The 25631-nt window shown below is 60.0% G+C and carries 18 protein-coding genes, 5 pseudogenes and 1 other annotated feature; of the genes and pseudogenes, 8 read left to right on the top strand and 15 right to left on the bottom strand.

All coding sequences use genetic code 11. The annotated features are described in order from the left end of the window. Positions 1 to 2 precede the first annotated feature (2 nt). A complete protein-coding gene (locus ACX3P0_RS22410; RefSeq protein WP_459092055.1) occupies positions 3 to 2201 on the top strand; it encodes a xanthine dehydrogenase family protein molybdopterin-binding subunit in 2199 nt (732 codons plus the stop codon). 199 nt (positions 2202 to 2400) lie between these two features. On the opposite strand, the pseudogene ACX3P0_RS22405 reads toward ACX3P0_RS22410, so the two are convergent. Beyond that, a pseudogene (locus tag ACX3P0_RS22405) lies at positions 2401 to 2737 on the bottom strand (SulP family inorganic anion transporter); the annotation flags it as partial. A gap of 68 nt (positions 2738 to 2805) precedes the next feature. Further along, positions 2806 to 2861: a sequence feature (sul1 is cis-regulatory element that is thought to sense ions involved in sulfur or methionine metabolism; They are found in Alphaproteobacteria), on the bottom strand. A gap of 71 nt (positions 2862 to 2932) precedes the next feature. Here ACX3P0_RS22405 and ACX3P0_RS22400 point away from each other — a divergent pair. Next, positions 2933 to 4210 (top strand): MFS transporter, encoded by a 1278-nt coding sequence (locus ACX3P0_RS22400; RefSeq protein ID WP_459092053.1) that lies wholly within the window; start codon positions 2933 to 2935, stop codon positions 4208 to 4210. Further along, the gene (locus ACX3P0_RS22395) at positions 4203 to 5330 is read left to right on the top strand and encodes an NAD(P)-binding domain-containing protein (RefSeq protein ID WP_459092051.1); all 1128 of its coding nucleotides are present in this window, start codon (positions 4203 to 4205) and stop codon (positions 5328 to 5330) included. The genes ACX3P0_RS22400 and ACX3P0_RS22395 overlap by 8 nt, the downstream gene beginning before the upstream one ends. Positions 5331 to 5444: 114 nt before the next feature. Here ACX3P0_RS22395 and ACX3P0_RS22390 read toward each other — a convergent pair whose 3' ends face one another. Continuing rightward, complete coding sequence (locus tag ACX3P0_RS22390; RefSeq protein ID WP_459092049.1) at positions 5445 to 6524, bottom strand: alpha/beta fold hydrolase; 1080 nt, start codon at positions 6522 to 6524, stop codon at positions 5445 to 5447. Positions 6525 to 6878: 354 nt separating this feature from the next. Between ACX3P0_RS22390 and ACX3P0_RS22385 the strand changes: the two are divergent. Both ACX3P0_RS22385 and ACX3P0_RS22380 read left to right on the top strand, forming a co-directional pair. Then, positions 6879 to 7277, top strand: a pseudogene (locus ACX3P0_RS22385) (VOC family protein); the annotation flags it as partial. Positions 7278 to 7364: 87 nt separating this feature from the next. Then, positions 7365 to 7934 (top strand): annotated as a pseudogene (locus ACX3P0_RS22380) (NADPH-dependent FMN reductase). Here the strand turns inward: ACX3P0_RS22380 and ACX3P0_RS22375 are convergent. The 7 genes and pseudogenes from ACX3P0_RS22375 to ACX3P0_RS22345 all read right to left on the bottom strand — a co-directional run bounded on the left by ACX3P0_RS22375 (position 7931) and on the right by ACX3P0_RS22345 (position 14825). Next, a complete protein-coding gene (locus ACX3P0_RS22375) occupies positions 7931 to 8254 on the bottom strand; it encodes a GNAT family N-acetyltransferase (protein WP_459092047.1) in 324 nt (107 codons plus the stop codon). The pseudogene ACX3P0_RS22380 and the gene ACX3P0_RS22375 sit on opposite strands and share 4 nt — an antisense overlap. Beyond that, positions 8247 to 9794: a VOC family protein gene (locus tag ACX3P0_RS22370; protein ID WP_459092120.1), complete on the bottom strand. Its 1548-nt coding sequence runs from the start codon at positions 9792 to 9794 to the stop codon at positions 8247 to 8249. The genes ACX3P0_RS22375 and ACX3P0_RS22370 overlap by 8 nt, the downstream gene beginning before the upstream one ends. A 279-nt stretch (positions 9795 to 10073) precedes the next feature. Further along, positions 10074 to 10289 carry a DUF680 domain-containing protein gene (locus tag ACX3P0_RS22365; protein ID WP_459092045.1) on the bottom strand — a complete coding sequence of 72 codons (216 nt, stop codon included), beginning with the start codon at positions 10287 to 10289 and terminating at the stop codon, positions 10074 to 10076. Between the two features lie 406 nt (positions 10290 to 10695). After that, the gene (locus tag ACX3P0_RS22360; protein ID WP_459092043.1) at positions 10696 to 11367 is read right to left on the bottom strand and encodes a pyridoxamine 5'-phosphate oxidase family protein; all 672 of its coding nucleotides are present in this window, start codon (positions 11365 to 11367) and stop codon (positions 10696 to 10698) included. Between the two features lie 204 nt (positions 11368 to 11571). After that, a complete protein-coding gene (locus ACX3P0_RS22355; RefSeq protein WP_459092041.1) occupies positions 11572 to 12375 on the bottom strand; it encodes a DUF1194 domain-containing protein in 804 nt (267 codons plus the stop codon). An 818-nt stretch (positions 12376 to 13193) separates the two neighbouring features. Continuing rightward, positions 13194 to 13433: pseudogene (locus tag ACX3P0_RS22350) on the bottom strand (IS110 family transposase); the annotation flags it as partial. A gap of 276 nt (positions 13434 to 13709) precedes the next feature. Further along, positions 13710 to 14825 carry an IS110 family RNA-guided transposase gene (locus ACX3P0_RS22345; protein ID WP_459092039.1) on the bottom strand — a complete coding sequence of 372 codons (1116 nt, stop codon included), beginning with the start codon at positions 14823 to 14825 and terminating at the stop codon, positions 13710 to 13712. Positions 14826 to 14994: 169 nt separating this feature from the next. Here ACX3P0_RS22345 and ACX3P0_RS22340 point away from each other — a divergent pair. Continuing rightward, positions 14995 to 15108 (top strand): annotated as a pseudogene (locus ACX3P0_RS22340) (IS5/IS1182 family transposase); the annotation flags it as partial. 12 nt (positions 15109 to 15120) lie between these two features. On the opposite strand, the gene ACX3P0_RS22335 reads toward ACX3P0_RS22340, so the two are convergent. The 3 genes from ACX3P0_RS22335 to ACX3P0_RS22325 form a co-directional block, all read right to left on the bottom strand. Beyond that, positions 15121 to 18327, bottom strand: coding sequence for an efflux RND transporter permease subunit (locus ACX3P0_RS22335; protein WP_459092037.1), 3207 nt, complete (start codon positions 18325 to 18327; stop codon positions 15121 to 15123). Positions 18328 to 18446: 119 nt separating this feature from the next. Then, positions 18447 to 19637: an efflux RND transporter periplasmic adaptor subunit gene (locus ACX3P0_RS22330; RefSeq protein ID WP_459092036.1), complete on the bottom strand. Its 1191-nt coding sequence runs from the start codon at positions 19635 to 19637 to the stop codon at positions 18447 to 18449. A gap of 57 nt (positions 19638 to 19694) precedes the next feature. Then, the gene (locus ACX3P0_RS22325; RefSeq protein WP_459092034.1) at positions 19695 to 20543 is read right to left on the bottom strand and encodes an alpha/beta hydrolase fold domain-containing protein; all 849 of its coding nucleotides are present in this window, start codon (positions 20541 to 20543) and stop codon (positions 19695 to 19697) included. A 105-nt stretch (positions 20544 to 20648) separates the two neighbouring features. Here ACX3P0_RS22325 and ACX3P0_RS22320 point away from each other — a divergent pair, with 105 nt between their 5' ends. After that, positions 20649 to 21611: a LysR family transcriptional regulator gene (locus tag ACX3P0_RS22320; RefSeq protein WP_459092032.1), complete on the top strand. Its 963-nt coding sequence runs from the start codon at positions 20649 to 20651 to the stop codon at positions 21609 to 21611. A 273-nt stretch (positions 21612 to 21884) separates the two neighbouring features. Here the strand turns inward: ACX3P0_RS22320 and ACX3P0_RS22315 are convergent, their stop codons facing one another. Continuing rightward, a complete protein-coding gene (locus ACX3P0_RS22315; protein WP_459092030.1) occupies positions 21885 to 22856 on the bottom strand; it encodes an alpha/beta fold hydrolase in 972 nt (323 codons plus the stop codon). Positions 22857 to 23063: 207 nt separating this feature from the next. After that, the gene (locus ACX3P0_RS22310) at positions 23064 to 23852 is read right to left on the bottom strand and encodes an enoyl-CoA hydratase/isomerase family protein (protein ID WP_459092028.1); all 789 of its coding nucleotides are present in this window, start codon (positions 23850 to 23852) and stop codon (positions 23064 to 23066) included. A gap of 136 nt (positions 23853 to 23988) precedes the next feature. Here ACX3P0_RS22310 and ACX3P0_RS22305 point away from each other — a divergent pair, with 136 nt between their 5' ends. Further along, positions 23989 to 25218, top strand: a complete 1230-nt coding sequence (locus ACX3P0_RS22305) for a TetR/AcrR family transcriptional regulator (RefSeq protein WP_459092026.1) — start codon at positions 23989 to 23991, stop codon at positions 25216 to 25218. A 91-nt stretch (positions 25219 to 25309) separates the two neighbouring features. On the opposite strand, the gene ACX3P0_RS22300 is transcribed toward ACX3P0_RS22305, so the two are convergent. Then, positions 25310 to 25498, bottom strand: a complete 189-nt coding sequence (locus ACX3P0_RS22300) for an SDR family oxidoreductase (protein WP_459092024.1) — start codon at positions 25496 to 25498, stop codon at positions 25310 to 25312. Positions 25499 to 25631: the final 133 nt, after the last annotated feature.

Here is a 25631-nt window from a genome sequence, read left to right as displayed (position 1 = left end):
CCATGTTGCAGTTCCGTATGAAGAAAGAAGCCGTTCAGACGACGCGCCGCCAGTTTCTAATCGGCACGGCTGCCGCTGCCGGTCTCGCCGTCGGCTACCGGCTGATCGCTGCCGAACCGGCGCTGGCGCAATCGGCTCCTGCCGCAGCTGCGGCCAACCCGTTCCAGGCCTATGTCGAGATCACGCCTGAGAACAAAATCGTCATCCACTCCTCGCAGTTCGAAATGGGGCAAGGTTCGTACTTTGGCATCGCCACGCTTGTGATGGAGGAACTCGACGGCGACTGGGCGCAGGTCGACGTAATTGGCGGCGCGGGCAACACCGCGCTCTATGGCAATCTCGCCTGGGGCGGGGCCATGCAGGGCACCGGCGGCTCCACCTCCATGACCTCGTCGTGGGAGCGCTACCGCAAGGCGGGCGCAGCAGCGCGGACCATGCTGGTGGCGGCTGCCGCCAAGAACTGGAACGTACCGACCGGCGAGATCGCCGTTGCCGGCGGTGTCGTCTCGCATGGCACCGACAAGCGTGCCACCTTCGGCGAACTGGCGCAGGCGGCATCCAACATGCCGATTCCCAACGACGTGGAGTTGAAGCCGCGCGACAAGTGGACCCAGATCGGCTCGGACACGCTCAAGCGCTACGATTCGCACGGCAAGACCAACGGCACCCAGACCTACACGATTGATCTGAAAATGGACGGGCTGGTGACGGCCGTCATGATCCATCCGCCGAAATTCGGCGCCGAGGTTGCGAGCTTCGACGCCGCCAAGGCCAAGGCGCTGGACGGCATCGTCGATGTGATCCAGACGCCACGCGGCATCGCCGTGGTCGGCACCAATATGTGGACCGCGCTCAAGGGTCGCGATCTTGTGGAGGTGAAGTGGAACGAGGCCAAGGCCGAAAAGCGCGGCACCGCCGAGATCATGGTGGAATACAACAAGACCGCCGCTGGCCCGGCTGCAGCCACCGCGCGCAATGACGGCGACGCGGCAGGTGCTCTGGCAAATGCCGCTAAGGTCGTGGAGGGGCGCTACGAGTTTCCCTATCTCGCCCATGCCTCGATCGAACCGCTCAACGCGGTCGCCCGCGTCAATGAGGACGGCACCATCGATGTCTGGGGCGGACACCAGATGCCGGATATCTATCAGGCCGCCGCCGCGCAGGTCGGCGGCACGACGCCGGACAAGGTGAGGCTGCATGTGATGAAGACTGGCGGCAGCTTTGGCCGCCGCGCGGTCTCGGATGCCGATCTGATCGTCGAGGCGGTCGCTACGGCGCGCGCACTCGGCCCCGGCAAACCGGTGAAGGTGCAGTGGACCCGCGAAAACGACATGCGCGGTGGGCGCTACCGCCCAGCCTATGTCCATGCCATCAAGGCGGGTCTCGACAAGGACGGCAAGATCATCGCTCTTCACGACCACATCGTCGGCCAGTCCATAATGGGCGGCTCGCCGATGGCGGCAATGATCAAGGACGGCATCGACCCGACTTCCGTGGAGGGCGCAGCCAACCTGCCCTACGCGATCCCAAACCTGAAGATCGACCTGACGACGACCGACGTGAAGATTCCCGTGCTGTGGTGGCGTTCGGTCGGCTCGACCCACACCGCCTATGTCATGGAAACCTTCATCGACGAGCTTGCCGCCGCTGCAAATCGCGATCCGGTCGAGTTCCGCCTGTCGATGCTGGACGAGCATCCGCGCCATGCCGCCGTTTTGAAGCTGGCGGCCGAAAAAGCCGATTGGAACACGCCTTTGCCGGAAGGCCGCTTCCGCGGCGTCGCGCTGCATGAAAGCTTCTCAAGCTTCGTCGCCGAGGTGGTCGAGATCACTTACAAGAGTGGCAGCGACTTCACGGTTGATCGCGTGGTCTGCGCGGTCGACTGCGGCACCGCGATAAATCCCGACCAGATCCGCGCCCAGATGGAAGGCGGTATCGGCTTCGGGTTGGGAGCGATCCTGCAAGAAGAGCTCACACTCACGGGAGGCGTGGTGGACCAAGAGAACTATGACACCTACACGCCGCTGAGGATAGACCAGATGCCGAGCATCGAGGTGCATATCGTGGCGTCCGACGAGCCGCCGACAGGCGTCGGCGAGCCGGGCGTGCCGCCGATCGGTCCGGCGGTTGGCAATGCCCTGCGTGCCGCTACGGGCAAGACCATCCGCAAGCTGCCACTGGTCAAGAATCTGTCGGCGTAAGCAGGAATATGACATGGAACACGGCCGCGATGACGATCGCGGCCGTTATGACTTCCGGTTGGAGGCCGATCCATCTCGGTAGACTGGGACGTTTGGCCTTGGCCCTGTGCGCAGCTTCTCCCGCCCATATTTTCTGCGAGGAACAGCAACCACCCACTGGGCCCTTGCCGAGGCGTTCAGCAGCCGCTTTCCAAAAGTCACGCTCGATACCGAGCATGATATAGCCGATGCGCAGCCAGCCGGCGACGATCTGGATGATGCCGGCGAGAATGGTGGCGGCGAGCAGATATTGAAGCCCATGCTCGCGTACCAGCGCGCAGAACAGCACCGCGGTGGCCGCGGTGGCGGCCACCGGCGAAGGAAATGACGATGGCGATGACCACCGAGGCGTAGAGCCCGACGCGCGGATCGACACCGGCGATGATGGAAAAGCCGATGGCCTCCGGGATCAGGGCAAGGGCGACGACGATGCCCGCGAGCACATCGGCACGGATGTTGGAAAGCCAGCCACGGCGGATTTTTTCAATTGAGAACATCAAGGCACAATGCAGCTCTCGGTCGGTTCGCGGAGCGAGCCAGACTCTTGCAGGATGAGCTTTTTCTTGAGTGTCCGGCGGATCGGCGGCCGGAAGAGCCACCCGGAATTTCACCGGGTCCAGGATGAGTGCAAGTGGTCATTGCCACAATGATCGCTCGCTGACAAGCTGCGACGAGATCGAAAGAAATGGCGATTGTCTGGCGGCAAGGATGCGGCCTATGGCCTTGGACGCGAGCATGACGTGAAAGCAATACTTCCTACCGTGTCCGTCTTGTTGTTTTCCGTTGCCATTCTCGTCACAGGGAACGGTCTTCAATGGACATTGATACCGGTCAGGGCAAGCCTTCTGACTTTCGATCCGATTGAGATCGGACTGCTTGGTTCCTCCTATTATTTCGGCTTCGCACTCGGTTGCATCCTGGGCGGTCGCGTCATCCAGCGTGTCGGCCACATCCGTGCATTTACCGCGCTCACGGCGATCGCATCGACGGTCGTGATGATCCACACGCTCACCAACAATCCTGTAGCGTGGTGGGGCTTGCGGGCTGTGACCGGTTTCTGTTTCGCCGGCCTCTATCTCGTTATCGAGAGTTGGCTGAACGAGCGTGCGTCCAACGAGAACCGCGGTCTGGTCATGGGAACCTACACCATGATCAACCTGTCGGTGACGATCATCGGACAAATGATGCTGACCCTTGGCGATCCAGCGGATTTTCCGCTCTTCGCATTAGCTTCGATCCTGATTTCGCTCGCCGCGGTTCCGGTCGCGCTGACGGCGGCTCGCCCCCCTGCCCGCCTGATGCAATCCAGGCTGCGGCCTATCAAATTGTATTCGAAATCGCCGGTCGGGGTTGTCGGCGTCTTGCTTGCAGGTGTCGCTACGGGTGCGTTCTGGTCGCTCGGCCCTTCCTATGCAATTGCTTTCGGCGCGGACACTTCGGAAGTCGCAATTTTCATGTCGATCGCGGTTTTCGGCGGCGCTCTGGTACAATGGCCAGTTGGCCGGCTTTCTGACAACTTTGATCGGCGGATTGTTGTCATCGTGCTCAGCGGAGTGGGCGTGTTGACTGCCCTGACATTGGCGCTGGTCAATATTGAGGAACGAGCTGTCACCGCGGTTCTGGTTGCGGCTTTCGGCGCGTCCGCTATGCCGCTATATGCGATCTGCGCGGCCCACGCCTTCGATCACATCGAAGCTCAAGACACCGTCGAAACGTCATCGGGCCTGCTCCTCGCCAATGGGCTTGGCGCGATTGCGGGTCCGATCGCGGCAGCTTTCTTCATAGGGCCGGTCGGGCCCGGCGGGCTGTTCATTGCGACGGCAGCTGCGCATCTGACGCTGGCGGTTTTCGTTATCTGGCGGATGCGGATAAGTCAGCCGGTAACGAGAGAGCAGCGTAGCGAATTCGACCTTTCGACAACCGCGCCGACGATGGTGGCGCTGACGCCGAAGGAAAAAGCCGGTGAATGAACAGCTATCCACGCCTATCGAGAATAAATCCGGCCTCGTGAACGTAGCTATCAAGGTAGATATCGCCGTCATCGGCGCGGGACAGGCGGGCCTCTCCTCGGCCTATCACCTGCAAAGGCTCGGTCTCGTTCCCGGCGCCGACTTCCTCATCTTCGACCAGTCACCGCGCCCGGGTGGCGCCTGGCAGTTCCGCTGGCCGTCCCTAACCCTTACAACCGTCAACCGTATCCACGATCTGCCCGGCATGCGGTTCGAGGAGGCCGTCGACACTTCGGCCGACCAATTGAAAGCGTCAGAGGCCGTTCCCCAGTATTACACCGCCTATGAACAAGCCTTCGGCCTCAAGGTAGTGCGTCCGGTTGCCGTGAAGGTCGTCTGCGACCGGGGTGAGCGGCTGCGCGTTGAGACCGACCGTGCCGGCATGTACTCCGCTCGCGGGATCATCAACGCGACAGGCACGTGGACCTCGCCCTATATCCCCGACTATCCCGGAAAGGATGTCTTCAAGGGCAAGCAGCTTCACACGCGCGACTACCGGACGGCTGATGAGTTTGCCGGACAACACGTCATCATTGTCGGCGGCGGTATTTCTGCAATCCAACTCCTTGACGAGATATCGCAGGTGACCTCCACCACTTGGACAACCCGTCGGGAACCGGAGTTTCGCGATGCCGAATTCACGCCGGAAGCCGGGCGCGCAGCCGTTGCTCTGGTCGAGGACCGCGTTCGCAAGGGACTTCCTCCCACATCAGTCGTCTCGGTGACCGGCTTGCCCCTCACGCCGAAGATCAAGGCCATGCGCGAGCGCGGTGCCTTGAAGCGTTTGCCGATGTTTTCGCAGATCACCGAAAACGGCGTGCGCTGGCCCGATGGCTCCGAGCAACGCGCGGACGTCATCTTGTGGTGCACGGGCTTTCGCAGTTCGCTCGACCATCTTGCGCCGCTTCAATTGCAAGGAGAGAACGGGGGCATTGTGATGACCGGCCGGTTGACGACGCAGGCGGCTAAAGATGCCCGCATCCATCTCGTCGGCTACGGGCCTTCCGCTTCAACGATTGGCGCCCACCGGGCCGGCGCGGCCGCGGCGCGCGAACTGGCGGAGTTTCTCGATCTCTTGTAGTCGCTGGATTGTCGGTTGCGTACTCCACCGCGCCCGCCTTCCGCTTGTCTGAGTTGCTGCACCCAGCGCTTGGTGATCTTTGACATCAGATAAGGCTTTTAATCCGGTTTTGGATTACTGCGGAAAGCGCCTCTCAAGCCAAGCAATGGCTGCCGCGTTTAGTTCTTTCGGCTTTTCACACAGTGTCCAATGTCCCGATCCTACGATGAGCACAGTCTCAAGATCGGGCACATACTCGGCCATGCCTTCAGCCATGCCGGAAGTAAACGCGACGTCGTCTTCCGCAGTGATCATGAGCGATGGGACACGCGCCGTCTGGTCGACATTCAGGCCGGCCTCCCAATTGCGTGACAGGTTGCGATACCAATTGGTGACCGGGGTGAAGCCGGTCTCTTCGAAGCTCGATGCGAAGAAAGCAAGTTCTTCGGCATTGAGGATTTGTTCGCCAAACATCTCCGTCTCTGGCAGGCTCAGCGGCGTGAAGAAGGCCATCTGACGATATTCAGCCGGCAAGCTAAAGTAATCGGCCGGTGCGATCACGTTTTTCCGCACCATGGTACGGAAGCTACGCGCCGGATCCAGGGACAACAGCCGATCAGCTTCTTCTCCATCCTGAATCATGAGTACATACATGTCGGGGCTGTAGATCTGCCGCATCTGTTCCACCGGATCAACCCGTGGGTCGGGTTTGAAACCTGCCGGTGCCAAGCCATTTATCTGCTCCGGTTGCAGCCAGAACTGCCAGTGCGGAATGAACGGCGTGGTGATACTAATCACGCCCGCCGTACGCTCCTCGTAGAACAGGGCAATCTGCCAGGCAGGGATGCCACCCCGGTCATGGCCCAACCACACCGCCTTTTCCACATCCAGTGCGTCAAGAAGCCCAACGAGGTCGTCCGTAAGATGGGCGAGGTCATAGTCTTCCACGGCGGCGGGACGCTCGGTCAGGCCATACCCGCGAAGATCGGGCACAATAACGCGATAACCGGCGTCGGCCAGGGTTGAGATCTGGTTCCGCCAGGAGTGGGCGAGTTCCGGAAAACCATGGAGCAGCACGATCGCCGGTCCGGTGCCAGCCTCGTAAACCGCCATGCGGATGCCGTTTGTCTCGACATAATGCACGGGCGGCATGGCCGGAGCCAGGGCAAATGCGACGCCCTGACGGTAGATTGGCAGGGCCGTCGTCAGCGCCATGGCGCCGAGGGCCAAGAGTAGTGAGCGACGAGAGAGGTTCATTGTAATTGCCTTTTAATGGCTGGGGTTAGATCTGGCACCTGGGGCGATAGTTGCCTGCTCCACCGCGCCACCTGCTTCTTGGGTGATCACCCTAGCGAGCGGTAGGGAATGTAGCGGCACAGAAACTCCTGATCAGGCACCGATCTTGCGTAAGCATCCGGCGAAGCTTGCAATTCCCCAATCAGAGTGACGCTGCTATTTCAGTTCCGAGGACACGGCTGTGTTTCTGCGTTACTCCGTGGACAAGCGCTAGGCCACGAAAAGGGCCAGCGTTGTCCGTGTTAATGTACGACTATCGCGTTGGCAGTGATGATGAGGCAGGAGCGCAATTACGCCTCGCCGGATGGCCAGGGCGACGTTGATGTCTATCGCATGGGCGATGGCGGACCGGCTGCCGAGCTTCACGTCGCCGTCCAGCCGGGGCTGCCGGTTGCGCGTCAGGGCGCGGGCGCCGTTCACCACGTCGCGTCCCGCACCCCCGACATAAAGGCGAGCCGCGACTGGGCGGCAAGGCTTTCGGAATTCCGGGTTCCCAATTCCGGCGAGGTCGAGCGCTATTATTTCCGCTCGCTCTATTTCCGCGAGCCCGGCGGAAATCTGTTCGAGATCGCCACAGACGGTCCGGGCTTCACCGCCGACGAGCCGTTGGAAAGCCTTGGCGAACGCTTCGCCCTGCCGCCGTTCCTCGAAGGGCAGCGTGCCTCGATCTAGGCGAAGCTGAAGCCACTGGGTTAGATCGATAATAACAGCACAGGCCCGTGACACCCGTCACGGGTCGGATTTTTGGAGTATCCTTCCATGAACACAATACTTGGACTCTCCGACAGCCTGCGGCGCGGCTCCTTCAACGCCGGTCTGCTCAGGGCAGCCGTCGAATTGGCGCCCGCAGGCATCACCATCGACATCGGATCGATCCGCGACGTGCCGCTCTACAATGCGGACGACGAATCCGCCAACGGTATCCCGGCAGCCGTACAGGCGCTGAAGGCCAAACTCCTCTCGGCCGATGGCCTGCTTCTGGTCACGCAGGAATACAACAACGGCATCCCCGGTGTGTTCAAGAACGCGATCGACTGGATGAGCCGACCGGCCAGCGACATAGCCCAACATTTCAGGGGCAAGCCGGTAGCTATTCTTGGGGCATCGGCAGGCGGATTCGGCACCGTGCTCTCCCAGAATAGCTGACTGCCGGTGCTTCGAACACTTGGTACGACGAATTGGTCGGCGGGGCGCATGCTTGTCGCGCGCGCAGGCTCGTTGTTCGACGCAGACGGCAATTTGACGGACGAAGCGACGCGCGTACGCCTTCGCGAATTCGTGGCCGGTTTTGCCGAGTTCATCGAAAGCTCGCGGCCCGCACGCCGCTAGAACTTCGGTTCTTCTCCCGGTGCGACGGTCATGACATCAGCCCAGTCCGGGTGCTTGCGATGCTGCGCCCGGACATAGGGACAGATCGGAACGATCCGAAAACCGTTCTTGCGCGCATCCTCGATCATGTAAATGACCAGCGCGGGCGCGACGCCGGTGCCGCGCATCGTTTCCGGCGCGCCGGTGTGGTCCGCGCTGATAAGGTTCGGGCCACGGTTGGTGAAGGTAATCTCGCCTTCGCCTTCCACGCCGGCAATGCGGGCCACGTAGCGCCCATGCCGGCCGTCGCGCTGTTCCCTCGTGATCTCGATATCAGGCATTGCGTCCCCCTCCTTCGTTGCCAAGCCAATCGCGGGCAATTCTCTCGTCATCATCAGTCAACCCGTGACCACCGGGAAGCGACCGATGCTCAATGCTGGCGCCCTGCGCTTCAAGCCAGGCAATGAGCGCCGGCGCATTCGCCCCGCAAGGATCACCGTTGCCGCTGATGACCAGGACGTCGGTTCCCTTGAGGTCGGACGGCGGTAGCGGGTCGAGCACCGGCGTCGACCGCAAAAGGATGGCGCGTTGTATCACGCCGGGATGCAGGCCCGTCACAGCAGCGGCGAAGTTCGCACCGTTCGAATAGCCGAGAAAGGCGATGCGGGCCGGGTCAAGACCATAGCCGGAAACTGCACCTTCCATGAAAGCGGCAAAGGCTTCCGCTTCAGCCCTTATGTCGGCCTGATCGAAAACCATCATCGACAATCGCCGGAACCAGCGCGCGATGCCTTCCTCATGACTGCGGCCGCGTATGCCGAGCAACGTTGCACGGGGCGCAATGCGATGGCCGAGCGGCATCAGGTCGGCTTCACTGCCACCGGTCCCGTGCAGGAGGACGAGCGTGCTTCCGTCCGGATCGTCCGGCGTATGGAAACGATGCACGAAGGGCAGGTCGCGTTTCGGCAGGCGCGGCTCGCCCGGCATGGAGAATTGCGGCAGCATGATCTTTAAGTCCTCGGATTGGGCTGCGTCGCGCGGCGGCACGAACAAGATTTCACCCAGATGGCCCGGCGGTTCGTCCACGGCAAAGCCCGGCCCGTCGGTCGCCAGTTCAAACAGTGTTCCACCCGGTTCACGGACATAGAGCGAGGTGAAATACTTGCGGTCATGTATCGTCGTCGGCGACGAATTCAGGGCCGCCAGATCGGCTTCGGTCGCCCGCACGGCCGCAATATCGGCGGCGCGGAAAGCGACGTGGTCGGCGGTGCCGGTTCCGGGGATGCCTGGCACATAGCCGCTTGCATCGCGTACGTCCACGGCATCGGCATTCGACACCATGCGCTGGACGTTTCCGGACACGGGGCCTGCTTCGTATCCGAAGCGGCGCAGAAATGTGGTCGTCTGCTCCGGCTCGTCGGTGAGGATCGTCACGGCGCGCAGCCGGCCTGCCGGCGTTTCGGGCCGGGCCGAAGCCGTCTGTTCCATGGTGCTCACGCCCACCAGCTTGACGATGAAGCCGTCCGGGTCCTTCAGCCGCAATACCGGTTCGCCAAACTCGCGCACCGGCCCCTCGACCGTTACTTTCTGGTTCAGCGCCCGCACCAACCAGTCGCCGATGTTGGCGGCAGGCACCGCGAAAGCGATTTCTGAAACCTGGCCGGTTCCGACACGACCCGGCGCGCCGTCCTGCCAGACAAGGAAGGTGACCAGCGAGCCGGGCGAGCCTTGGTCATCGCCGTAAAACAGATGCAATTGCTGGCCATCTTCATAGCCGCCGGTGCGCTTGACCAGTGAAAGCCCGAGGAAGCCGACATAGAAATCGACATTCGCCTGCACGTCGCGCGTGATCAGCGTGACATGATGCATGCCGTTGGAGATTGGATATTCCATGCCTCAAGCTCCGATGTGCGCTGCCGTATGGCAGCGCATTACCATGTAGTGCGACAGCACCCCCAAGCCTTTTCTATAGGCCAAGCCTTTTCTATAGACGGGCCCTTTTTATAGGGCAGACCGCTTCTGCACAGCGCGATGGACGGTCGATAAAAATAGAGAGCAGCGGGACAGCCCCGCCGCTCTGTTGAGGAAGTCTTTCGACACCCGGTCAATTTTCAGGGCATCGAAAGGGAAAGGAAACGAAATGCCGTTTCCAGTCCGGTATTAGTTGTTGCCCCAGTGCGTGCGGCTATCGGCCGTATCGGCGACCGGCTGACCGACGTAGACGCTCGGGTTAACCGAGGACTTCACCGAGGACGTGTAGGTGCTGTCGACATTGGTCGAGGACTGGGCCGACGGCGCCTGAAAATGGTCGCTCGCTGCGAAAGCGCTGCCAGCGGCAACGAGGAGAGCGGCGGTGGTGAGAGCAATGGTCTTCATTTTAAAAACTCCAGATTTTCATTCCTGTCCGTCAAACGGCGTGTCTTGGGAGGAAAGCGCGTTGTTCGGACAACCCCGATGTGGGAAAGCGGGGGCGTGGTTTCCAGTCACGAAAATTTTCCGTCTGGACCAAGAGTCCGGTGGTTGAAATTGTGCGACCGGCTCCCTCCGTCACAATGTTCTCACGCCTTTTCAATCGATTGAAGGATTGCTGTATCAATAGAGGAAAATGGTTTCCGCTCCGGTGTTCACCCCGTCCTGCACACATCGTCAACAGATCGGACGTAAGTCGGCTAAATACTAGCCGGCAAAACTATTGAAAGGCGGATCGCGAGCAAAACCCGCAGCTTGAATGCCGCGGGCCGCGTCAGAATCATCCGCAAAACCAACCGGCGATGCCGGCAATTTATCCGTTTTGGTCGGCGTGTCGCAGGTAGTCGGTCGCGATCTCGATCATGCGCTGGCGCGAAAAACTGGGGCCGTGGCCACCGTGGCCGATGCGGATCGGCAGGTCGAGCAGGCGCTGCATCGTGCGGCGATAGGCGGTTCGGTCGGAATCCGGCAGGTCGTCCAACAGCGTATCGTCATAGATGGCGTCGCCGCTGATGAACGTACCGTCCTTTTCGTCGAACAAGGCGATCGAGTCCAGCGAATGACTAGGCAGGTGCAGGACCCGAAATTGCCGGTCGCCGAGATCGATGCTGTCGCCCTCGTCCAGAAGGTTTAAACCGCCCGGTTCCCACCAGTTGGCATGCTTTTCGAGCAACGACCACGCACGTTCACGCTCGACCTTGGTGCCGATCCGGTCGGCCAGTTTGTCAAACACGCCGTAGATGACGATGCTTTTCCAATTGCGAGCAGACGAGAGATCATCGACCTGGACGCAGACCTTCGGGTTTGCGCGCATCCACTCGACCTTTTGACCGGGCATAGAGAAGCTGTAGAGGTGGCGATAGGCAAGGGCATAGTAGATTGGCACCACATACGGTTGGCCGTCCATGGCGCAGGCCAAGCGTACCATTCGACCAGCCGAGACGACGGAGGTGTTCTCCTGCGCGGTCATTTCTCTTACGATCATGGTCAGATGCCCCGATAGCCGGGCTCAACTCAGCCTAGTTGGCATATTGCAACTTGTGACGGCGTTTAGCTTAGGCCATGTCCAATCATGTCCTACCTCAAGCCAAGCACCCGAAGCTGATCGTCGTCGTCGCGTTCGACCGCGGCGAGGATGGGGAACTGTTCCCTGCGTTCGGCCCGGCCGATCAGTAAGGCGAGCGTCGCATTAGTGTTGCCGTTGCCGGAAATCATCAAACCCACTATTAAACTGCGGGCCCAGAGCGGTTCGACTGAGCAATGCTGGCAGTGGCATCGAGCTTTGGTTGGGCAGATTACCAAGCATGCTTATCTCGATCACCATCTTCCGCCGGAGAGCCACGACGTAATCGTTTGTCGAGACGGGCTCTATGGCGAAAGCGCCTGTGCCGCCAATCACATTTTCAGCGAAGTAGTCGACAAGGTGGTGCCTGACGCCCTGCATGGTCGTAGGTACTGCAATCGCATTGATTGTGATACCCTTGTTGATTGCCTGAAGTCGGCTCGGCTGAACTGGCAGGCCGTCGTTGTTGGTGCCGTTTGCGGAAATGTCGATAATCTTGCTGGACGCATGCCCTACATAGCCGTCCAGGAGCAGAGCGCCTAAATCGATGGCAAAGGAAATGGACGTCCCGCAGTGGCGGCGGCGGCAGGCATTGCCCTTGTTGCCTTCTCTCCTGATGAACGCCGCTGCACTCTGTGCATCCCCACGGCCGCAAATGCTGGTCCATGGCATCACGGTGCGCTTCTGACCTGAACTTGCCCATTCGACATAGGCTATCGCGATACAGCCGAAACCTCCACGATCGATGGCCGCAATGACTTCCGGCGCTCGGATCGCTTCGGCATGACCTTCGCGTTGCAAGTCGGCAGCGGCAGCATCGATGGAACCCGAGGCATCGACCGCGAACACAATTGCGACATCGACGTCGGCAGCTTGTAAATGCGGACCCGACAGCGCCACAAGACCGACCATCATGGCTGACTTCATCATGTTTCGCCCCCAGTCAGATGGCCAGCAAGAGGGCGAACAAGCGGTTCGTGTCCTTTTTGGTCGATTGGAGGCATGGGACAGCGGTCTTGAAATACCCCTTCGTTTCCATAGGAGATCAGGTACGTCTGCCTTCTCGCGATCCGGTTATGCTCACTAGGATGGAGAGTGACGACGATCCCGCTGCTTGGTTTTGACTGCAGCATTGAGAAAACTGCCCAGACGACCGTGCCCCCGATCGCGAAATGAAGCATTCCTTACCATATAGCAAATGTGCGATGTCTGATATCGGCTCAAAAGGCTTAGCCGCCTCATGAGAGACCGCAGGCTTCTGCATTCGACCCGAAGCCGACATTGCCCTAAACTGTCGTTCTCGGGAATATTTGGGTGGCAACCTGCGGTCGTTGGCCCCAAGCACTGAACATAACGGGTGAGGCAAAAACGAACCCAGGATCGTCTAGCAGCGAAAGCATTCAAGCCCTCACAGGCTTCGAACATCGTCCCTCACAGCGAGATCCGAAAGGTGGCGTCAGAACACCGCTCTGATGTCCGTTGTCAATGCACTGGGCGCGAGGAAACTCCCGTTCCAGAGAAACGGCCGTTCATGTTGATGATCGCGCATGGGTGGAGGCGGAACTGAAGGACGTCGGTGATCAAGCTCTGATGCGCGGGTTGGTTACCGCATTTCCGATTATGCGTCCGGGGCTAAGCCTATCTTACTGCGGGCGTCGGTCACTGCCGGCCACAAAGCGGATGACGGGTATTCCCCTGCCGTTGTTCCGCCCCCGCCCATGCGCGAGGTGCAAGTTCGATGCGGCGATCTACGGTCTGATTGCCTGCGCCTCCCTTGCAACGGCCCACATGAAGCCGGTCAGTTCGCGGGCAATCGCCGTGCAAACCACCGTTGTCCGCTTCCCCCGCCCGGCCAACATGCGATAACGAGCCGTCAACCGACTCTGAGCCTTCCACGCGATCTCTCGCACTTTCGGCGGCGCTTTCTCCAGGCGGTACAGCTTCTTCGCGCCAACCTTCGGCGGGTGGCGATAAGTCCAGGCGCTCTGATGTCCGTTGTCAATGCACTGGGCGCGAGGAAACTCCCGTTCCAGAGAAACGGCCGTTCATGTTGATGATCGCGCATGGGTGGAGGCGGAACTGAAGGACGTCGGTGATCAAGCTCTGATGCGCGGGTTGGTTACCGCATTTCCGATTATGCGTCCGGGGCTAAGCCTATCTTACTGCGGGCGTCGGTCACTGCCGGCCACAAAGCGGATGACGGGTATTCCCCTGCCGTTGTTCCGCCCCCGCCCATGCGCGAGGTGCAAGTTCGATGCGGCGATCTACGGTCTGATTGCCTGCGCCTCCCTTGCAACGGCCCACATGAAGCCGGTCAGTTCGCGGGCAATCGCCGTGCAAACCACCGTTGTCCGCTTCCCCCGCCCGGCCAACATGCGATAACGAGCCGTCAACCGACTCTGAGCCTTCCACGCGATCTCTCGCACTTTCGGCGGCGCTTTCTCCAGGCGGTACAGCTTCTTCGCGCCAACCTTCGGCGGGTGGCGATAAGTCCAGGCGCTCTCGACCAGCATGTGCCGAACCCGACCGTTACCTGCCTTGGTGATTGAACCCCGCCTGACCGTCTCACCCGTTGATCGCTCACCAGGTACGAGGCCGAGATAGCCCATCAGTTGGCGCGGGCTGTCAAATCGAGTCACGTCGCCGACCTCCGTGGCGAAAGTGACAGCGACAATCAGATCGACCCCACGTAGCGTTTGCAATGATCGAACGACTGGGGCCAGCGACCAGGTCGGAATGAACTCCTCAATCACCTTCTCCAACCGTTCGACGCGCTCTTTCGAGACGCGCACCGCCTCGACCATTTCCTGCAATGCGATCTGATGCGCCGGATGATCAAACTGCTGCTCCTGCAGCCAGCGCAGGTATCGCATCGTCCATCCTCTCTTACGTGGGTAAATACGACCATGTTTGAGCATGAAGGCACTTAATTGCTGCCGGTGAACCCGTAATGTCTCGACAGCAGCGGCACGGGCGCGAACAAGATCCCGCATTGCCTCGTGACCTTCATCAGGAACCCACACCGCCGTGAGTTCGCCGGCCCTCAATAGCCGGGCGAGCGCGAGCGCATCTCGACGGTTCGTCTTTACCCTGTCGCCTGGCTTCCTCGGGATCAATGATGGTGCGACAACCATACATTCATGGCCGAGTGAGCGGATGAGGCGATGGAGGCCGTAACCGGTCGGGCCCGCCTCGTAGCAGAAATGCACGCGGTCATACTTCGCGGCAATCCGCTCGATTATGCGGCGCATGCTGACGTCCGATGCTTCAACCTCGCCGAAATAGCGAATTTCCCCGTCACGGCCAGATTCAGCAACAGCAATCGCATTCTTCAGCTTGGCAACATCGATTCCGACAAAAGCCTCTCTGTAATCTGCCACGGCTCGTCCTCCTGTGATGAGGATCGGCTCGGCCCACCCGAGCAACCCTCGGAAGACCAGTGTAGGGCGAGCCACCTCAGGTGCGAAGAAGGACATACGGTCTTACGATCAGTCCGGCGTTCCGCATCTCGACGAGGATTACCTGATCCTTTCGACGATCCATTCAGCCAAGGGCTGCCAGCGGCACATCCTGACCGACACACTGGGTCTGGTCGGGCTCGTTGTCCACGGCGCCGACATCCGGGACGGCGCCGTCGCGGTGCTGAACTCCACTCGCCACCGCAACTCCAGGACGTCATGCCTTGGCACTTCTGGAAGGAAATACCTTCGCCTCCCCGTCTTCGGAGACTACTACGTTGTGCTGGACGAGAGGGCGATTGCCCGCCACGCGGCGCATCAAGACATAGAACACCGGCGTCATGAAGATACCGAAGAAAGTGACTCCGATCATGCCGGAGAACACGGCGACACCCATGGCTGAGCGCATTTCCGCACCCGCGCCGACGGACACAACCAAGGGGACAACGCCCATGATAAAGGCCATCGAGGTCATCAAGATGGGCCGCAGGCGCTGGCGGCTCGCCTCGATTGCCGCTTGAACCGGGCTTCGGCCTTCGAATTCCAGTTCGCGAGCGAATTCGACGATCAGAATTGCATTCTTTGCGGATAGACCCACCAGGACCATCAGGCCTATCTGGGTAAAGATGTTGTTGTCTCCGCCCGTGAGCCAGACGCCCGTAAGCGCCGCCAGCACGCCCATCGGCACGATCAGAATGATGGCAACCGGCAAGGTCAGGCTCTCATATTGGGCTGCCAGCACCAGATAAACCAGCAGCAGGGCGAGAGCGAAGACGATAAAGCTCGAATTGCCGGCGAGGATTTGCTGGTACGTCAGGTCCGTCCACTCGAAATCGATGCCCGGCGGCAAGGTCTCGGCGGCGATCTTTTCAATCGCGGCTTCTGCTTGACCGGACGAAAACCCGGGTGCCGGTCCTCCATTGATATCAGCGGCCAGAAAGCCATTGTAACGCGTGGTCCTTTCCGGGCCATTTGCACTTTCCACCTTGAGCAAGGCGGCCAGCGGGATCATCTCACCCGATTGCGAGCGCACCTGGAGCCGGCCGATATCTTCGGGTATTGCCCGAAATGCTGCATCGGCCTGGACCCGGACGCTATAGGTCCTGCCAAAGGCGTTAAAATCATTGACGTAAAGAGACCCCAGATAAATCTGCAAGGCGTCAAAAACGTCCGTGACGGCGACGCCGAGCTGCTGGGCTTTCGGACGATTGATGTCGGCGAAGAGCTGTGGAACGTTGATCTGGAAGCTGGAGAACAAGCCAGCCAGTTCCGCTGTCTGGCGGGCTTTGGCAAGGAAGTCCTTGGTGGCGTTGTCGAGCGCTTGATAGCCAAGACCAGCCCGATCTTCAATCTGCAGCTTGAAGCCGCCTGTCGAGCCAAGTCCGTTGACCGGCGGCGGTGGGAACATCGCGATAAAGGCGTCCTGGATGCCCGCAAACTTCCCGTTCAGCTGCATCGCGATGGCGCCGCTCGACAGCTCCGGTGACTTGCGCTTTTCGAAATCATCAAGGACGGCGAAGACTATGCCGGAGTTCGAGCCGATCGTGAAGCCGTTGATCGACAAGCCTGGGAAAGCGATCGCATGTGCCACGCCCGGCTGTTCCAGCGCGATGGCACTCATCCGCTTGATGACACCCTCGGTGCGATCGAGCGATGCCCCGTCTGGCAACTGCGCGAAACCGATCAGATATTGCTTGTCTTGCGCCGGCACGAACCCACCGGGAACGCTGTTGAATACCAGATACGTAGCGCCGCCGAGGACCAGGTAGAGAGCCATGACGATGCTCTTGCGCGACACGAGGCCGCTGACCCCTTTGCCATATGTATTGGACGCGGAACTGAACATCCGGTTGAAGCCGCGGAAGAACCAGCCAAAAGCGAAATCCATTGCGCGGGTAAGGCGGTCTTTGGGAGCGTGACGGTCCCTAAGCAGGAGGGCAGCCAATGCGGGCGACAGCGTGAGAGAGTTGATGGCCGAAATGACGGTCGAGATCGCAATCGTCAGGGCGAACTGGCGGTAAAACTGACCCGAGAGCCCGCTGATGAACGCCAGTGGAACGAAGACTGCCACCAGCACCAGCGCAATTGCGATGATCGGCCCGGACACCTCGCGCATGGCGCGATAGGTCGCCTCTCGGGGAATGAACCCCATATCGATGTTTCGCTCGACGTTCTCGACCACGACAATGGCATCATCAACGACGATGCCGATGGCCAACACCAAGCCGAATAGTGTTAGCGCGTTGATAGAAAATCCGAAGGCATACATCACGGCAAAGGTGCCGATGATCGATACGGGAACCGCAATCAACGGAATGATAGACGCCCGCCATGACTGCAGAAAGATGATGACGACGAGAACGACGAGCGCTACTGCCTCGAGCAGTGTATCAACGACCTTCTCGATGGATGCGCGCACAAATTTGGTCGTGTCATATACAATCTCGTACTTGACCCCCTCGGGCATGGCGAGTTGCAGTTCGTCCATCGTGGAATAGATTTGGTCGGCAATCTCGATCGCATTCGAACCGGGCGCCTGTAGCACGGCAACGGCCACCGCCGGCTGGCCATCGAGCAACGAGCGCAGCGTATAGTCGGCCGCGCCCATTTCAATGCGCGCAACATCCCTTAGCCGCGTGATCTCACCGTTCGTGCCAGTCTTGACAATGATTTCGCCAAATTCCTCGGGAGAGCCAAGTCGGCCACGCGCATTCACGTTCAACTGCAAATCTGCGTTGGAAGGCGCAGGCGAAGCGCCGATAATGCCAGCCGCAGCCTGAACGTTCTGCTGGCGGATGGCATTCGTGATGTCGCTCGCGGCAAGACTGTGTTGTGCCGCCTTCTCTGGATCGACCCAGACGCGCATGGCGTAATCACCAGCGCCGAAAATCTGCACCTGGCCGACCCCCTCAATGCGAGCCAGTCGGTCCTTTATATTCAAGGTCGCATAGTTTCGCAGATAGGTGATGTCGTACCGATCCGTGTCGGAAACCAGGTTCACCAACATAATGAAATCGGGCGAACTCTTGATGGTCGTGACGCCAAGGGCGCGCACCTCGGCAGGCAAACGGGGTTCTGCCTGCGAGACGCGATTCTGCACCAGTTGCTGCGCCTTGTCAGGATCCGTGCCGAGCTTGAAGGTTACTGTGAGCGTCAGCACGCCATCGGACGTGGCCTGGCTGTTCATGTACAGCATGTCCTCAACGCCGTTTATTTGCTCCTCGAGAGGCGTTGCTACGGTTTCGGCGATCACAACCGGATTTGCGCCTGGATAGGTCGCACGCACAACGATCGAAGGTGGAACGACCTCCGGGTATTCTGAGATCGGCAGGAACTGCATGCCGATAAGGCCTGCGACGACGATGAGAACAGACAGCACGCCGGCAAACACGGGACGATCGATGAAAAATCGCGATATATTCATTTCCAAGTCCTACTCTGGGACGAAATTTGCATGAATCGTCCTAGTCCCCGGATCGCTCCGCAGGCTGATTAGAGACATTTCAGAATTTTGCGTAGCTTAGAGGCCCTCCGCAACGACCTCTATTTCAGTACAGCGACAGCTTCATCTACCTGCGGAGCTACGAGTGCGCCGGGACGAACTCTTTGCAGGCCGTTGACGACCACCCGGTCACCTGCTGCAAGCCCACTTTCGACAATCCGTTCACCATCCGCATTGCCGCCAAGTTGGACGGGGCGGTAGATCACCTTGTTGTCCGCACCAATGACAAAGACGAACTTCTTGTCCTGGTCGGTGCCGATTGCCCGTTCGCTGACGAGGATCCTCTTTTCGGCCTTCGGTTCGCCGATGCGGATCCGAACAAACTGGCCAGGGATCAGCTTGCCGCCTGGGTTGTCGAAGACAGCGCGGACCCCGATCGTGCCGCTCGCGGCATCGACCTGATTGCCGATAAACTGCAGTTTGCCGTTGATCGACGTACCATTTTCCGTTGGCGATCCAATCTCGACGGGTATCTCTTCGATTGGCGAATTGGCGGCGTCGGATGCTGGAAGCTTGGCGAGGATCTGTGCCGCAACCTCCTCGGCTACGTCGAAGCTCGCATAAATTGGATCGATCGAAACGAGCGTCGTGAGGGTGGGCGAGGCGGATCCGGCGGCGACCAGATTGCCGACGGTGATCTCAACCCTGCCGATGCGGCCGGTCACCGGCGCATACAGCTTGGTATAGCCCAGTTCCAACTGCGCGGACTGCAATACAGCCTGCGCCGTTTTCTGGGCTGCCTGCGCTTCTGTAACGGCATTCTGCCGCTGGTCGAGGGTGCTTTGCGATATCACCTGGTTCTGCGACAGTCGCCGACCGCGGTCCAGTTCGATTTCGGCAAGGTTCGATTTGGCGCGGGCCGATGCCATCTGACCTTCGGCTTGGGCGACGGCAGCCTGATAAGGAGCGGGATCGACCGTGAAGAGCAGGTCGCCTGCATTCACCAGTGAGCCTTCCCGGAAATCCACGGATTGGATCGCGCCCGCGACGCGGGAGCGTATCTGGATACGGTTGACCGCCTCGAGGCGCCCCGAAAACTCCTGCCATTTGTTCACGTCACGAGTCTTTATGATGGTGACGGTAACAGGCACTGCCGGGACTTCCACTGCCCCATCCGATGCCGATGCATTTGTGCTTAGGGGCAGATCGAGAAAGACGGCGGCGGTAAAAACGGACGCAGCCAGTCCCAGGCCGGTGCCCGCAAGGGCCCAGAGTTTGATAGTCGATATCATTGTTTTCTCCTTACGGCCTTTGGAAGCCGGACATGCTCAATGGGTCTTCAGGCCAAATCACCTGGTGCTGAGTTCGCGGGTGAAACTCAAAAAATGGCGACCGACTGCATCTTGCCAGGACGATGCATCGCCGGCGTTGCCACCGTAAATGGATGGCCAACCGGTCCCGGCAGGAAGCGTGTGTTGATGAACTCGGACCCCTGTATCTGTCAGATGTTTGGCATAGCCTCTGGCTTCATCGAGCAGGGGATCGTCGTCCGATGTCAGAACGAGTGCCGGTGCAACGTCACGAAGGCGCGAACAGACGGAGGGGGCAGCGTATGGATGACAAATCCCGCCGCTCAGATAATGGACCCATCCATTCTCCCAACGTTGGCGCATTCCAACATCGTCAGAGTTGCGAAACGAGGGCGAGCCCATGAAGGGATCGAGCAAGGGCGAAGCGAGCACTTGACCATCTAGCTCGCTGGCGAAATGGTCACGTGCCTTCAGGGCGACGGCCGCCGCGATATTGGCGCCCGACTCCTCACCGCCAACAATCAGGAGTGACTTTCGGTCGCCAAATCCCACGCACTTGCTTGCAAGAGCGGAGAAAATCGAAAAGCCGACTTCCAGTGGCTTGGGGAAGATGCCGCCGAGCGGCGCGTTGTAGTCCGGCACGACAACAATTGCGCCGGTGGCAGCAAGGCACCGGGCAACGGGGCACTCTTCGAGACCCGTGCGCATGAAAGCGCCGCCATGAAAATACAGAAGAACGGGCGCGTACCTGGCGGTTTCTGCGCTCTCATAGATATGCGCCGAAACACGGCCTCCAGCCACTTGTTCCAACACCACGTGTCTCACATTGACGATTGTCACATTTGTCGCCGTGGCGGTTGGCATTGCGGGATTCGCTGCATGGGTCATGTCGCCAAGCTAGTATTATTCGCGCTCTTGAATAAGATGGCCTAGCCCAGCTACACTGTTCGAAATTTTCGAACAGTGCCCCCCGATCGAAGGCGCAAACTCCAGATGGATCAGTTGTCGGCCATGCGTGCCTTCATCCGTGTCGTTGAGACGGGCAATTTCACCAAGGCTTCGGAAGTGCTCGGTTTGTCGAAAGCGTCGATGACCAACCTCGTCCAGAATCTCGAGGCGCACCTGCAGACGAAGCTGCTCAATCGGACGACGCGGCGGGTGATGGTCACAACCGACGGCGCCCTCTACTATGAGCGGGCGTTGCGAATTATTGCTGAAGTTGACGAACTCGACAGCAGCCTCACCCAGTCCCAATCTGCCCCAAGCGGACGCTTGCGGGTGGAGATGGCGGGCGTCTTCGCTGACTGGATCGTCATTCCCGCTCTCGATGATTTCAACCGAAATTTTCCGGACATCCATATCGATTTGGGCGTCGGCGACCGGACGGTCGACTATCTTGCCGAAAATGTCGATATCGCACTGCGGGCTGGACAGCCCGCAGACCAGTCCCTCATTGCGCGACGCGTGGGCCACGTCGACATGACATTCTGCGCCGCTCCGGCGTACGTGGAGAAGCTAGGCATGCCGATGCATCCCTCGCAGTTTGAGCAGGACCATCAATGCGTCAGCTACTTCATGCCGCCCAGCAATCGGATCATGCCTTTCACCTTCGTCAGGGGGGAGGAGCAAGTGGAAATAAATCCCCGCTATGTCGTATCCGTCAATGACGCGCGCAGTTATATGACGGCGGTTCTTTCCGGTCTCGGCGTGGGCCAGCTTCCTCGCTTCATGGTCGCTGACGACCTTGCCAGCGGGCGGCTCGTTGCGGTTCTGCCGGACTGGAGCATTGAGGCGATCCCGCTCTACGTCGTTTATCCGCCGAACCGCCACTTGAGTAACAAAGTAAGGGTCTTCGTCGAGTGGCTTGTAAGGCTGATTGCGGAAATGGGTCTAAACCCCCAACATCCGCCGGCCTTGTCAATGGCGATACGAGAGTTAGCCAGAAGGCAGGAGTGACCCACGGCAAAGGGGGCCGCGTGCGGAGAGCCCGAAACCCGAGCCGTCGCTGGGGATGGTCAAGCATGGCCTACCGACGGATGCTTGTCGGGAGGTCACGTTTGGATCATTCGTCGGACCCGCCCCTGCCCGCCGTCCGCAAAAATTTCGGTGCCTTTCACGAAACTCGAAACATCGGAAGCAAGTAAGAGTGCGACGGCGCGCAGAGGAAAGAGCTGACCTTCACCTCCTTGCCGAGTATGAGGATTGCGAGCTGGGCAAGATCGTCACGGCTCAAGCCTTCCTCTTCTTGAGAAAGGCGACCAGCGCCTCGTTCACGACCTCCGACGCCTCGAGCTGCGGCCAGTGGCCCACGCCCTCGAGAGGCAGGAACCCCTTGAGATTCGGCACGGTCGGGGTGAGATCCTCCGCCTTCAGCGCTCGCATCTTTATCATGCCGTCCGCTGTACCGAACGCGAAGAAGGCTGGCTGTTGGATCTTCGCCCCGGCAAATGCTTTTGCTTGGTCGAAATAGGGCTGCATGCCGCGATAGATATTCAGTGGGCCGTGGAAGCCATCACGCTGGAAGCCTGCGATCATCGTCTCGGCGTCCTCGCGGTCAGCGAAGGGCGGGATGCCGATCGGGGATAGCCGGTGCATGTCTTTGCTTGGGTCCATCGGACCCCATGCTTCGGAAGCATCGGGCAACCCCGACATCCAATAGAGAGCGCCCGGGAAAGTCGTGGCCGCATCCGCCCACTCCTGGTCGGCCTCCGGCTTCATGTGGCGGAACATATAAAAGGCTCCCTCCTTGCCGGCGGCCTTCAGCATTTCGAGCATGCTGGGCCCCGCACCCGGTAGCACCGGAGGGACACTGAGGCCGAAGACCGCGTCAAACAGATCCGGACGCATCACCGCCGCGTTCCAGCTCACCGTCGCACCGAAGTCGTGGCCGACCAGGGTAGCGCGCTCGATCCCGAGTTTCGCGAGGATGCCGACAAGGTCTCCGACATGGTAGAGAACCGTGTAAAGCGCGGCGTCTTCAGGCTTGGAGCTATCGCCATAGCCACGCGTATCGAACGATATCGCGCGGTAACCCGCGGCCGCGACTGCCGCCATCTGCCGGCGCCAGCCCCGCCATCCGTCAGGAAAGCCGTGGACGAACAGCACAGCCGGGCCCTCGCCTTCCTCGACAACGTTCAGCTTGACGCCATTGGTTTCTACAAAGGTCTGCTTCAGCGATCTATTCCGATCCACGAAAGTCATCTTTCATGCTCCATTTGAATTGTGAAATTGACGCACACGATGCGGCGACTGCTGAGATCGATTTGTGAAGTACACAGTTCGATAATAGGTCGCGTGCGATCGAGATTGTGTTCGGCTTTACTTGGAACTCTCTGTCATCCGTCTCCGAGTCAGGTCGCAGACTAACCGCTGCCTGACTCCGAGAATTGATGTCAGCACCGGATCGGGTCACTTCCCCGAGAACTGGATCTTCGGGATCGGCTCATGTTTCCGTACAGCCGCGACTGCAATGGCCATTCCCTCTGCGCCGTCTTTGGTATCGAGGATGCCAGCGCCGAGATGGGTGGAGATGATGTCGGCAGCCGAGACGCCACCGCTAGCCCAAGTGCGGATGAGCGTACGCGCCTTGCCGTAAGAGAGGCTCGGCCCTGTCGCGAGATGCTGCACGAGTTCGTCGGAGACTTGCTCCAACTCGCCGTCGGGCACTGAATGGGTTGCGATACCCAGATCGGCCGCGACCTTTCCGAAAATCGGTTCAGAAAGCAGAACGAAGCGCGTGGCGAGTGCTTTGCCGACGCGATCGGCGAGCCGCTGCACGCCGCCTGCCATGGGAAGGCCGCCGACCGATACTTCGGGGAAAACGAGCATGGCCGACTCCGCGACGACGAGGAAATCGAACGCCAAGAGGAGTTCGAAGCCACCGCCCAGGGCCATCCCTTTCAGAGAAGCAACCGTCGGGATGGGCAGTTCCTCGATCAGGCGGACCGAAGCCAGGATGTCCGCCGCAAACGCTTCGAGGAATTTCGAACCCTTGTCCCCGATGGTACCCAGATCGTCTGCCACGGCAAAGTTGCCGGACGCGGACACCAAGTGAAGGACGCGGATGTCGCTTGCATATGCTTGGCGAACGGCAGCCCTCAGCGACGAGGGAAAGTCGGACCCTGGCTCGCTGTCTGCATCACCGAGCAAGATCAGCTTGCCCACCGCACCGTGTTGCTCGAAGCGGAACGAACTCATGGTTTACCTCCTAGTTTGCTGACTATCTAGCCAGGCAGGCCTAACGCCTGCTACAAAATGGCCCGTGTCTCACGTCGCGATTGGCGGATGACCAAAGCCGATTATGTTATGTACGTTACAGAATGGAGTGCTGTCAATGGCTCGCCCTCGCACGTTCGAAGAAAGCGAAGTGCTAGATCGCGCAGCGGACGTGTTCGGCCGCCGCGGCTACGACGGATCAACCATGGCGGAGCTGACGGCCGCGATGGGCTTGAACTCTCCCAGCATCTACGCCGCCTTTGGAAGCAAGCGCGGGCTTTTCGACGCCGTTCTCAGGCGCTGTAGCGCTCGCGAGGACGAGCAGTGGGAATGGGCACTCGCAGCCCCGACAGCCGAAGAAGTCGTCAAACGCTTGCTGACGACCTCGCCAGCGCAGGAGTCCAGCCGCATCCTCGTTCATGCGGGCTTGGCGATGGGCAGTGAGAATGCCGACATTCCCGCTGCACTGCTTCATCGCCGCCAATCGGCAGAACTGAAGCTGCGAGACCGGTTCGAAGAGGCGAAACGGAGTGGCGAACTCCCTGTAGACGCTGACGCCTCAGGGCTGGCGAGCTATGTGACGTCGGTTCTCGGCGGTCTCGCCATGAAGGCCGCCGGTGGAGCAAAGCACAGCGACCTGCGAGAGGCTGCCGAGCAGGCGGCGGCGGCCTGGCGGGCCATCAGCGACGTTGCTGCCGCCGCAAGCGCTTCAACGAGGGGATCGACGCCGGCTGATCAACTTCGCGAACCACGAAAATTCAGTGCTGACACCGCGCTCGATGCCGCCATGAAGGTCTTTTGGACCAAGGGTTTCACGGGCGCGTCGCTGAATGATCTGACCGAGGCTATGGGAATTACCCGCCCAAGCCTCTATGCCGCATTCGGCAACAAAGAAGCACTCTTCTTCAAGGCCCTCGAGCTCTATCAATCCCTTCGAGGGGACTACATAGCTAGAGCGCTCCAGTCTCCGACAGCGCGAGGCGTTTTCGAAGCAATCCTGAGGGGGACGCTACGCACCCAACTGGTGGAGGGACACCCGCGCGGCTGCCTCATGGTCCTTAACTCAATGCCGGGCGGCGATGAGGCGCAGGTGATCCGCAACGAGATCCTCAGGCGCCAGGCCGTCGGGCGCGATCTGTTCGCCGCCCGGTTTGAAAGGGCCAAGATCGAGGGCGACCTACTGCCCACCGTCAATATCGACGGCCTTGTGCGCTTCGTCCAATCCATGATGAACGGCATCCTCATGCAGGCGGCAGGAGGGGCAAGCCGAAGCGAGCTTGAGGGACTCGTCGAGAGCAGCTTGGCCATGTGGACCGCTTCCGCCGATTTACCGATCGGTAAAGACTAGGCGCAACTGACAGATGCCGCAATCTTTACCGATCGGTATAAGGCCTTCGGTCTCCGGAGTGTGCCGCGGTACTGCAGCAACAAGTCGGCTCCTAGGCGGCACTTCGGCCGCCGTCACACGGGAGCACGATCCCTGTCGTCCACCGCGCCTCGTCTGACAGCAGGAAGAGTGCGGAGCGAGCCATGTCATCGGGATCGGCGATATAGTTCATGGGCATCTGGCCAGCCATCTGCAGTTCGGCGATGTGCTCGAGATCGACGCGGCCGCGCTCATTGAGCACAACGGCGAGCGCGTCGGCAGCACTCCTTGTGGTTGTGTTGCAACGTTTTGATTACCGGGCTTGTGGCAAGGAGAGCCTCTGATCTTTCGGAGGATTGAATGTTCAAAGGCCGCCAGTTCGACCAGTCAGTGAT

The sequence above is a fragment of the Mesorhizobium sp. A556 genome (assembly GCF_054489545.1).
The sequence above is the reverse complement of the archived record's forward strand: the minus strand, read 5'-3'. Positions and strand labels throughout refer to the sequence as shown.

Bases quoted from the DNA above. Each gene is read 5' to 3' on its own strand.
- ACX3P0_RS22330 (WP_459092036.1), bottom strand. From the start codon at position 19,637: ATGATATCGACTATCAAACTCTGGGCCCTTGCGGGCACCGGCCTGGGA.
- ACX3P0_RS22320 (WP_459092032.1), top strand. From the start codon at position 20,649: ATGGATCAGTTGTCGGCCATGCGTGCCTTCATCCGTGTCGTTGAGACG.
- ACX3P0_RS22315 (WP_459092030.1), bottom strand. From the start codon at position 22,856: ATGACTTTCGTGGATCGGAATAGATCGCTGAAGCAGACCTTTGTAGAA.
- ACX3P0_RS22310 (WP_459092028.1), bottom strand. From the start codon at position 23,852: ATGAGTTCGTTCCGCTTCGAGCAACACGGTGCGGTGGGCAAGCTGATC.
- ACX3P0_RS22305 (WP_459092026.1), top strand. From the start codon at position 23,989: ATGGCTCGCCCTCGCACGTTCGAAGAAAGCGAAGTGCTAGATCGCGCA.
- ACX3P0_RS22390 (WP_459092049.1), bottom strand. From the start codon at position 6,524: ATGGCGCTGACGACGGCCCTGCCAATCTACCGTCAGGGCGTCGCATTT.
- ACX3P0_RS22355 (WP_459092041.1), bottom strand. From the start codon at position 12,375: ATGATGAAGTCAGCCATGATGGTCGGTCTTGTGGCGCTGTCGGGTCCG.
- ACX3P0_RS22360 (WP_459092043.1), bottom strand. From the start codon at position 11,367: ATGATCGTAAGAGAAATGACCGCGCAGGAGAACACCTCCGTCGTCTCG.
- ACX3P0_RS22375 (WP_459092047.1), bottom strand. From the start codon at position 8,254: ATGCCTGATATCGAGATCACGAGGGAACAGCGCGACGGCCGGCATGGG.
- ACX3P0_RS22365 (WP_459092045.1), bottom strand. From the start codon at position 10,289: ATGAAGACCATTGCTCTCACCACCGCCGCTCTCCTCGTTGCCGCTGGC.
- ACX3P0_RS22335 (WP_459092037.1), bottom strand. From the start codon at position 18,327: ATGAATATATCGCGATTTTTCATCGATCGTCCCGTGTTTGCCGGCGTG.
- ACX3P0_RS22410 (WP_459092055.1), top strand. From the start codon at position 3: ATGTTGCAGTTCCGTATGAAGAAAGAAGCCGTTCAGACGACGCGCCGC.
- ACX3P0_RS22325 (WP_459092034.1), bottom strand. From the start codon at position 20,543: ATGACCCATGCAGCGAATCCCGCAATGCCAACCGCCACGGCGACAAAT.